The 8,696-nt window shown below is 59.7% G+C and carries 8 protein-coding genes, 1 tRNA gene and 1 pseudogene; 4 read left to right on the top strand and 6 right to left on the bottom strand.

Annotated features, from left to right (window positions below):
• From AAC035_RS15060 to AAC035_RS15035, 6 genes are all read right to left on the bottom strand, one after another.
• A partial coding sequence (locus AAC035_RS15060; protein ID WP_339805563.1) for a 50S ribosomal protein L25/general stress protein Ctc occupies window positions 1-528 on the bottom strand: 528 nt, incomplete at its 3' end.
• Window positions 529-713: 185 nt separating this feature from the next.
• Window positions 714-1,664 carry a ribose-phosphate diphosphokinase gene (locus AAC035_RS15055; RefSeq protein WP_339805561.1) on the bottom strand — a complete coding sequence of 317 codons (951 nt, stop codon included), beginning with the start codon at window positions 1,662-1,664 and terminating at the stop codon, window positions 714-716.
• A 52-nt stretch (window positions 1,665-1,716) separates the two neighbouring features.
• A tRNA-Gln gene (locus AAC035_RS15050) sits at window positions 1,717-1,791 on the bottom strand.
• A gap of 25 nt (window positions 1,792-1,816) precedes the next feature.
• Entirely contained in the window at window positions 1,817-2,671 is an 855-nt protein-coding gene (gene ispE / locus AAC035_RS15045; RefSeq protein WP_339805560.1) for a 4-(cytidine 5'-diphospho)-2-C-methyl-D-erythritol kinase, read from the bottom strand.
• A gap of 6 nt (window positions 2,672-2,677) precedes the next feature.
• Window positions 2,678-3,337 carry a lipoprotein insertase outer membrane protein LolB gene (lolB, locus tag AAC035_RS15040; RefSeq protein WP_339805559.1) on the bottom strand — a complete coding sequence of 220 codons (660 nt, stop codon included), beginning with the start codon at window positions 3,335-3,337 and terminating at the stop codon, window positions 2,678-2,680.
• Entirely contained in the window at window positions 3,337-4,812 is a 1,476-nt protein-coding gene (locus AAC035_RS15035; protein WP_339805557.1) for a tetratricopeptide repeat protein, read from the bottom strand. The genes lolB and AAC035_RS15035 overlap by 1 nt, the downstream gene beginning before the upstream one ends.
• Window positions 4,813-5,346: 534 nt before the next feature.
• Here AAC035_RS15035 and hemA point away from each other — a divergent pair.
• The 4 genes and pseudogenes from hemA to AAC035_RS15015 all read left to right on the top strand — a co-directional run.
• A complete protein-coding gene (gene hemA / locus AAC035_RS15030; RefSeq protein ID WP_339805554.1) occupies window positions 5,347-6,639 on the top strand; it encodes a glutamyl-tRNA reductase in 1,293 nt (430 codons plus the stop codon).
• Window positions 6,636-7,724, top strand: coding sequence for a peptide chain release factor 1 (gene prfA, locus AAC035_RS15025; RefSeq protein WP_339805552.1), 1,089 nt, complete (start codon window positions 6,636-6,638; stop codon window positions 7,722-7,724). Before hemA ends, prfA begins: the two co-directional genes overlap by 4 nt.
• Complete coding sequence (gene prmC, locus AAC035_RS15020; RefSeq protein WP_339805550.1) at window positions 7,714-8,556, top strand: peptide chain release factor N(5)-glutamine methyltransferase; 843 nt, start codon at window positions 7,714-7,716, stop codon at window positions 8,554-8,556. Before prfA ends, prmC begins: the two co-directional genes overlap by 11 nt.
• Window positions 8,557-8,592: 36 nt before the next feature.
• A pseudogene (locus AAC035_RS15015) lies at window positions 8,593-8,696 on the top strand (molybdopterin-synthase adenylyltransferase MoeB); the annotation flags it as partial.

The following is an 8,696-nucleotide window of genomic DNA, read 5'->3' as shown; positions in this document are numbered from 1 at the left end:
TGCGGCGTTACGCACGCCCTTCGGCAGTTTGATGTCGCTCAGGTGAACAACCTGGTCCATTTCGATGTCGATCAGATCGATCTCGATGAACTCGGGCAGATCCTGGGGCAGACAGATGATTTCCAGCTCGTTGATCTGGTGAGTGATCATGCCACCCTGAAGCTTGACGGCCGGAGCCTTGTCTTCGTTCAGGAAGTGCAGCGGCACGTTCACGTGGATCTCGTGATCCTTGTCAACCCGCAGGAAGTCGGCGTGAGTCAGCAGCGGCTTGTAGGGGTGACGCTGCAGATCCTTCAGGATCACGCTTTCTTTCTTGCCATCCAGTTCGATGGTCACGATGTGAGAGAAGAAGGCTTCGTGTTCCAGCGCTTTCTTCAGCTCGTTGTGCCAGATAGCGATAGGAGTCGCTTCCTTGTTGCCGCCATAAATGATGGCAGGCATTTTCTTTTCTTCACGACGCAGGCGGCGGCTCGCACCCTTCCCCTGATCGCCACGAGGAAATGCTTCAATTACAAATTCCTGGGACATGGTCTGTACCTCGTTAGTTCATCTGCCGGGCCCGCGACCAGGCTTTGCGGCGACGAATTTGCAAATAGCCGGTCAGTGACCGGCACTTAAAGCAGAACTGGAGCGCCGTTTGCACAGGGCTCCAGTTCCGGATATGTCAGAGAGCGTTTTACAGGACTCTGGTGCTGAACGAGGGTTAACCCGGTTCAGACATTCTCGAACATGGCACTGATGGACTCTTCGTTGCTGACCCGACGAATCGATTCTGCCAGCAGTCCAGCCATTCCGAGGGGGCGGATTCTATCACACTTGAGGGCTTTGTCACCCAGCGGAATGGTGTCGCAGACCACCAGTTCATCAAGCTGTGACGAATTGATGTTTTCAATGGCCGGGCCAGACAGAACCGGGTGGGTGATGTAAGCGATGACGCGCGCAGCACCGTGTTCTTTCAGGGCATCGGCCGCCTTGCACAGGGTGCCAGCGGTGTCGACGATGTCGTCCACCATGATGCAGGTCTTGTCTTTGACATCACCGATGATGTGCATGACCTGGGAAACGTTCGCCTTCGGGCGACGTTTGTCGATAATGGCCAGGTCGGCATCGTCAAGGCGTTTGGCAATGGCCCGGGCGCGAACGACACCGCCAACGTCCGGGGAAACAACGATGAAATTCTCAAAACGCTGTTTCTCGATATCGGCCAGCAGGACCGGGGTAGCGTAGATGTTGTCTACCGGAATATCGAAGAAGCCCTGGATCTGGTCGGCGTGCAGATCAACCGTCAGTACGCGGTCGACACCAATGCTGGAAATCATGTCCGCAACAACTTTGGCGCTGATGGCAACCCGGGTAGAGCGTACCCTGCGATCCTGACGGGCGTAGCCGTAATAGGGAATGACCGCCGTGATACGGGTAGCGGAGGCGCGACGCAGGGCGTCTGCCATCACGATCAGTTCCATCAGGTTATCGTTGGTGGGGTAGCAGGTAGGCTGAATAATAAATACATCGTGGCCACGAACGTTTTCGTTGATCTCGACGGTGGTTTCGCCATCGCTGAATCGACCGACAGTTGCCTGTCCCATGGGGATGTGAAGTTTCTGGGCAATACTCTTGGCGAGCTCAGGATTGGCATTGCCGGCGAAAATCATCAGTTTGGACACGACGGAATCCTTCTGAAATTCGGTATTGGATTCGGAGGAAACAGGAGAAAGGTGGCTGGGGTGGCAGGACTCGAACCTGCGCATGACGGGATCAAAACCCGTTGCCTTACCACTTGGCGACACCCCAATATCATCGTGCTCTTTTGGCATCATTACAGCTCTGTCAGCTTTTTGTGTAGAGGTGAAATGTTCACCCCTTTAGCTACAAACCCGTCGATGCCGGAGGGTTTTCCTGCCCAGATCTTTCGGGCTTCGACTTCAGTTGCAAAACGTCCGAAGATGCAAGCACCGGTTCCGGTCAATCTTGCAGGTCCGAATTTGCTCAGCCAATCCATGGTGGATTTTACCTTTGGATACAGTTGTTTAACCACATCCTCGCAATCGTTTCGGAACCCTGTGATGTCTCCCTCAAAAGCGGGCGCTATTGTGATTCTAGGGGTATTCCTTGTCAACCCCCGGCTCGAAAATATTTCAGCGGTACTGATATGACAGTCGGGTTTGAGTACCACAAACCAGGCTTCGGGAGGGCAGGCATTGGTCAGCTGTTCACCGACACCTTCACCGAACGCCGCATGGCCGTGAACAAATACCGGTACGTCAGCACCAAGCTGAAGCCCCAGCCTGGCAAGCTGGGGCAGCGTAAGCCCGGTTTGCCACAGATGGTTGAGCGCCAGCAGGGTGGTGGCAGCGTTGGAGCTGCCGCCACCAAGGCCGCCGCCCATGGGTAGCCGTTTGTCCACCGTGATGGTGGCGCCAGCCCGGGGCTGGTTCACGGCGGCCTGCAACAGCCTGGCGGCCCTGAGAATCAGGTTGTCGTCATTGCTGACGCCAGGCATTGCCTCAGAGAGCGTCAGCTGACCGTCATGGCGGTTGGTGAAGGTGAGGGTGTCACCATGGTCCAGGAACTGAAACAGCGTCTGCAGCTCATGGTAGCCGTCCGGCCTGCGCCCGGTAATGTGCAGGAACAGGTTGAGTTTGGCCGGGGAGGGCAGGGAAATCGCAGTCATGGGTTGTTACAGGGGCTGCCAGTTGGTGATTACCAGGCGCACCAGCCGGTCGCCCTTGCGAGCGGTCAGCCGGGCAGGCAGGGCGGGGGTGTCTGCGATAAAGGCCTGCCAGCGTTCATAACGGATATTCCAGCCCTGCTGGCGAATTTCGGCGAGGGCACCCTGCTCGTCAAACAACAGCCGGTAATCCCTGCCCGGATCCGGCAGGCCGCGGACCCACCACACCAGACTGTCGATGGGCAGTTGCCAGCCGGTGGCGGCGGAAATCAGATTTTCCGGGTCGCTGGAGCGGTACTCATCGCCATTGGCCATGCGGATTTCGATAAAGCCGGGGCTGCCGGAGAGCTCGGTGCGCCCCATGCCCAGGAACGAGGAAGACAGATGCAGATCATATTGCTCCCGGTCCTGGGTCCAGCGATTGATGACCGCTGAGGCGTTCTCGCCGGGCTGCCGCACCGCCAGCTTGCCGTTCAGCTGCCATTGATCCAGGTTACTCAGCATGTTCTGGCGTTGCGCCCAGTCCGCCGGGGGCTGCTCGGTGAGACCTGCCGGCAGCGGGTCCTGGCTGATTGAGGCGCAGGCACTGACCAGCATGGCAAGGCCGAACATCAGGCTGCATCGCAGCAGGTGCCAGGTGCGCCCCGGGGGAAATGCGGATAAAAGCATCAAAGATCCTTGGCGCCGAGGCGTTCCAGGGTTTCGTTAAGTACCGGGTGCCCGGGATCCGCCTCCATGCCCAGCTTCCAGATAACCCTGGCCTGATTTTTGTCGCCACTGACCCATAGCGCCTCACCATAATGGGCCGCAATCTCCGCATCCGGCTCCTTTTCGAAGGCCTGGCGCAGATAGCTGATAGCCGCATCCACTTCGCCCAGCCGGAACAGGGCCCAGCCCATGCTGTCGAGAATGGCGGGGTTCTCCGGTTCCAGGGCAAGGGCCTGCTCGATCAGGGCCAGGGCTTCATCCAGGCGATCGGTATGCACGGTCAGTATATAGCCCAGCGCGTTGAGCGCTGTGGGGTTGTCGGGCTGTAATTCCAGCATCTTCCTGAGATCAGCTTCTGCGCTGTCAATATCGCCGGCTCGCTCGTGCATCATCGAGCGTGCGTACCGCAGTTGCTGATTGTCAGGGAAATCACGCAGGGCGGTGTCGGCGGATTCCAGGGCCAGTTCGTCGAGGTTTTCGGTCAGCAGCAGATTGACCTCGATGAGCCAGAGGCTTTCAGCCTGCTGCGGGCTGGATTCCCGCAGACTGACGATTCTCTCGACAGCCGACATGGGGTCTCCGGACTCGGCCCTCAGTTCTGAGGCCCGGCTCAGCGCGGGATAAAAGTGGTTGCCCTCGGTGACCTGTTCGTAAAAGGTGATGGCCTTGTCCGGGTCGCCTTCGGTTTCGGCGATCCGGCCCATGTAAAAGAGCGCCTCCGAGACATGCTGTCCCTGGGCCATCAGATGGCGAAGGTCCTCGCGGGCGACATCGGTTTCCTTGTTCTCGATCGCCACCAGGGCGCGGGACAGTCTCAGGCTGTGGGCATCCGGGTTGCGGTCCAGCAGTCGGCCAAATTCGTCCTGGGCAGCCTGCAGTTCGCCGGCATTGACCAGCATGCGGGCATGCAGGGTGCCCAGTTGCAGGTTTGCCGGATACCGGCGGGGATTCTTCTGCAGGTACAGCAGGGCTTCATCCTGTTGCCCGGTTTGGAAAAGCAGGTCCGCCCAGAGTACCAGTGCCGGCTGGAAATCCTGCTCTTCGGCCATCAGCGGTGCGAGGGTGGCCATGGCCAGTTCCGGCTCACCACTGAGGTTCTCCAGCAGCGCCTGGCTGTAGCGGAGTTCCGGATCAGCCGGATGCCGTTCGCCAAGTTGCCGGTAAAGGATCAGCAACTCCTGCTGCTGGTCGGGCGGCAGCCTGGCACCCATGGCTGCCAGACTGTCGAAGTCGGCATCACCGCCCAGCTTGAGAATCTCTTCCAGATGAAACAGCGCGCGTTCCAGATTGCCCTGGCGCAGAAAAACAACGGCCTGGGCCCGGTGGGCGTCATGGCTGACGGGGTCGACCTCCAGCCAGGTGTTGGCCAGCACCTCCTGGCAGCGCTGACTGTTCAGGGATTCGGCAATCAGCCCGGCGAATGACGCCGGTATCACGAGATTGCTGGGCGGCCTCCACGTAGTTGGCCAGCGTGACTTCATATTGCTGGCGCTGAGCCGCAATTTCGGCAGTCAGCAAAAGGTAAAGAACCTCTGGCGTAAACGACGCTTCATCGGTGACTGAGGTGCCAGTCGCTGTCTGCGGAACTGACGTGGCCCTGTCAGGTTGAGGCCGGGGCTGTTCGCCGGAGTCGCCGGGGTTATCAAGGCTTGCACAGCCGCTGAGCATTAGCAGGCTGGTGGCAAAAATCAGGGCGGTTCTTCGCATGGGGCATCCTGATGTTATTACAGCTATACCGGCCAGACGAAACAGTTATTCAGAGCCGGAGGTGCTTCTATGATGGCACAAGGATGGTCGGTTCCCAACCCGCGCGGCGGCCTGTCAGCGCCCATTAAAGATGAATACTCGGTAATTTCGGATACCGGCCGACCGTATGCGGGTGGCAGCGACGGCCCCACACCGCTAAAATAGCAGCCTTACCTATTTAAAGTCCGCCTTTCTGGTTGGGCATCGGGGTTCGCTGTTTCGCTATGGCACTGATAACACTTGGTATAAACCATCGCACAGCGCCGGTGGAAATCCGTGAGCGGGTGGCCTTTACGCCGGAACGCATGGCTGAGGCCTTCAAGGAGTTGCGGCTGGCCACAGGTACCACTGAGGCCGCGATCCTTTCTACCTGCAATCGCACGGAACTCTATCTGGCCGGTGACGATGATTGCGCACCCGCTATATTACGCTGGCTGGCCGGTTTTCATCAGATGCCGGTTGCTGACCTTGAATCCGCTATTTACCTGCACCGTGATGGCGAAGCCGTTCGTCATATGATGCGGGTGGCGGCAGGGCTGGATTCCATGGTGCTGGGGGAGCCCCAGATTCTGGGACAGCTCAAGGATGCCTATGCCCTGGCCCGGGAACACGGCGCCAGCGGCACCTTCCTGACCCGGTTGTTCGAGCACACCTTTTCCGTGGCGAAGCGGGTTCGTACCGAAACGGCTATCGGTGAGAATCCGGTGTCGGTGGCCTATGCCGCTGTCAGTATGGCAAATCACATCTTTTCCGACATGGCCAATAACCGTGCGCTGCTGATTGGCGCCGGCAAGACCATCGAACTGGTCGCCCGTCACCTGTCAGATGCCGGGGTCAGTGAGTTTGTGGTGGCCAACCGCACCCTGGAGAAAGCCCAGGCGCTGGCAGATCAATACGGCGGCCGGGGTATTGTGCTTTCTGAAATTCCGCAATATCTGCGGGACGTGGACATTGTCATTTCGTCCACCGCCAGCCCGTTGCCGATACTGGGCAAGGGTGCTGTCGAGCGGGCCCTGAAGAAACGCAAGCATCGCCCCTACTTCATGGTGGACATTGCGGTGCCCCGGGACATCGAGCCGGAGGTGGCCCGTCTGGACGACGTGTACCTGTATACCGTCGATGACCTGCGCCAGGTCATTGAGGAAAACCTGCGTTCCCGTGAGGGTGCAGCGCGGGAAGCCGAGCACCTGATCATGGCAGGTACTCAGGATTTCCTCAGCCAGATTCGTGCGCTGGATGCGGTGTCCACCCTCAAGCAATACCGCGAGCGGGCCGAGTTGCTGCGGGACGTGGAGGTCAGCAAGGCCATCAAGGCCCTGGGCAATGGTGGCGATCCTGAAACAATCCTTCGCAGCCTGGCCAGGGGCCTGACCAACAAGCTGATCCATCAGCCTTCAGTACAGGTGCGCAAGGCTACCGCTGACGGGCGTCCCGAAGTCACTGAATGGTTGCGGGAGCTGCATCAACTCGAATCCCTGGATCCCCAGGACGCGCCGCACACTCTGGAAAAACTATGAAGCCATCCATTCAGGCCCGCCTCGAGCAGCTGGTTGAACGCTACGAGGAGGTCAGCGCGTTGCTGAGCGATCAGGGCGTGATTGCAGACCAGAACCAGTTCCGGGAACTGTCCCGGGAGTTCTCGGAAATTGAGGCCGTGGTCCGGTGTTTCCGCAGCTGGCAGCAAACCGTTGAAGATATCCGGACCGCCGAGGATCTGGCCGGCGACAGTGATCCCGAAATGCGGCAAATGGGCCAGGAAGAGCTTCAGGATGCCCGCCGTCGCAACGAAGAACTCGACGCAGAGCTGCAGCGGCTGATGCTGCCGCGAGACCCTAACGATACCAGTAACGTGTTTCTGGAAATCCGTGCTGGCACGGGCGGTGATGAGGCGGCCATTTTTGCCGGCGATCTGTTCCGCATGTATTCCCGCTACGCCGAACGTCAGCGCTGGCAGGTGGAGGTATTGAGTCAAAGTGACGGCGAGCACGGTGGCTTCCGGGAAATCATCAGCCGGGTCAGTGGTGACGGGGTTTATGGCTCGCTCAAGTTCGAGTCCGGCGCCCACCGGGTGCAGCGGGTTCCGGAAACGGAATCCCAGGGCCGTATTCATGCCTCTGCCTGTACCGTGGCGGTAATGCCTGAAGCCGACGAAGCCGAAGCGGTGGAGATCAACAAGGCGGACCTGCGGGTCGATACTTTCCGGGCCTCTGGTGCCGGTGGCCAGCACGTCAACAAGACCGACTCAGCGATCCGCATTACCCATATACCTACGGGCATGGTGGTGGAGTGTCAGGACGAGCGCTCGCAGCACAAGAACCGGGCCCGGGCCATGAGCCTGTTGCTGTCCCGCCTGCAGAACGTCGAGCGGGAAAAGCAGGAGATGAGCCAGGCGGCTACCCGCAAAAGCCTGGTGGGCAGTGGTGACCGTTCCGAACGTATCCGGACCTACAATTTCCCCCAGGGCCGGGTGACCGATCACCGCATCAACCTGACCCTGTACCGTCTGGATGAAGTCATGGCGGGCGATCTGGACTCGGTACTGGTGCCGTTACAGCAGGAACATCAGGCGGAATTGCTGGCCACCTTGTCCGATGAGCACTGAGCCCCACAGCTGCAACCATCTCATCCAATGGGCGATAGACGCCATTCGCGGCGACTCACCGCGGCTGGATGCCGAGTTGCTGCTGGCGGAAGTCACCGGCTGGAGCCGCACCAGCTTTCGGGCCTGGCCAGAGCGCGACGTCCCTGTCGAGCATGAGTCCAGGTTCCGGATGCTGGTCAACCAGCGCGCCGAGGGGCACCCGGTTGCCCACCTGCTGGGTCTGCAGGAGTTCTGGTCGCTGCCGTTGAAGGTGAATCCGACAACCCTGATTCCACGAGCGGACACCGAATGTCTGGTGGAAGCCGCACTGGAATTGCCGTTGCCTGAGTCGGCTCTGGTGGTGGATCTGGGCACGGGTACCGGGGCCATCGCCCTGGCCCTGGCCAGTGAGCGTCCGTTGTGGCAAGTCAGCGCCTGTGACCGGGTAGCCGGTGCAGTTGCGCTGGCCAGGGCCAACGCCGAGGCACTCAGTCTGCCGGTAGCGATCTATCAGGGCAGCTGGTTCGGTGGCCTGCCGGATATCCGCTTTGATCTGATCATATCCAACCCGCCCTATATCGCCGAAAACGATCATCATCTGGCCCGGGGCGATGTCCGTTTTGAGCCCCACAGCGCGCTGGTGTCGGGCCCTGATGGTCTGGATGATATCCGCCATATCATTGCCGGGAGTCCGGACTGGCTGGCCCGGCATGGCTGGCTGGTGCTGGAGCACGGCTACGATCAGGGCGAAGCGGTGCGCGGGATTATGGCCGATGCCGGTTTTGAGGACGTTGCGACCAGGCAGGACTACGGCCACCGGGATCGGTTGACCCTCGGTCGTTTTGAGGGATAAGCGTGTCAGACCGAAAACTACCACACAGGAGTTACCATGCTCAGCGATGACGAACTGCTTCGTTACAGTCGCCAGATTCTGATTCCCCGCTTTGATGTGGCCGGGCAACTGAAGCTGAAACAGGCCCGGGTACTGGTGGT

This window comes from uncultured Marinobacter sp., assembly GCF_963974375.1.
GTDB lineage: Bacteria > Pseudomonadota > Gammaproteobacteria > Pseudomonadales > Oleiphilaceae > Marinobacter.
The sequence above is the reverse complement of the archived record's forward strand: the minus strand, read 5'-3'. Positions and strand labels throughout refer to the sequence as shown.

Excerpts from the sequence above, each read along its gene's own strand:
- ispE (WP_339805560.1), bottom strand. The coding sequence starts at position 2,671 with ATGACTGCGATTTCCCTGCCCTCCCCGGCCAAACTCAACCTGTTCCTG.
- lolB (WP_339805559.1), bottom strand. The coding sequence starts at position 3,337 with ATGCTTTTATCCGCATTTCCCCCGGGGCGCACCTGGCACCTGCTGCGA.
- hemA (WP_339805554.1), top strand. The coding sequence starts at position 5,347 with ATGGCACTGATAACACTTGGTATAAACCATCGCACAGCGCCGGTGGAA.
- prfA (WP_339805552.1), top strand. The coding sequence starts at position 6,636 with ATGAAGCCATCCATTCAGGCCCGCCTCGAGCAGCTGGTTGAACGCTAC.
- prmC (WP_339805550.1), top strand. The coding sequence starts at position 7,714 with ATGAGCACTGAGCCCCACAGCTGCAACCATCTCATCCAATGGGCGATA.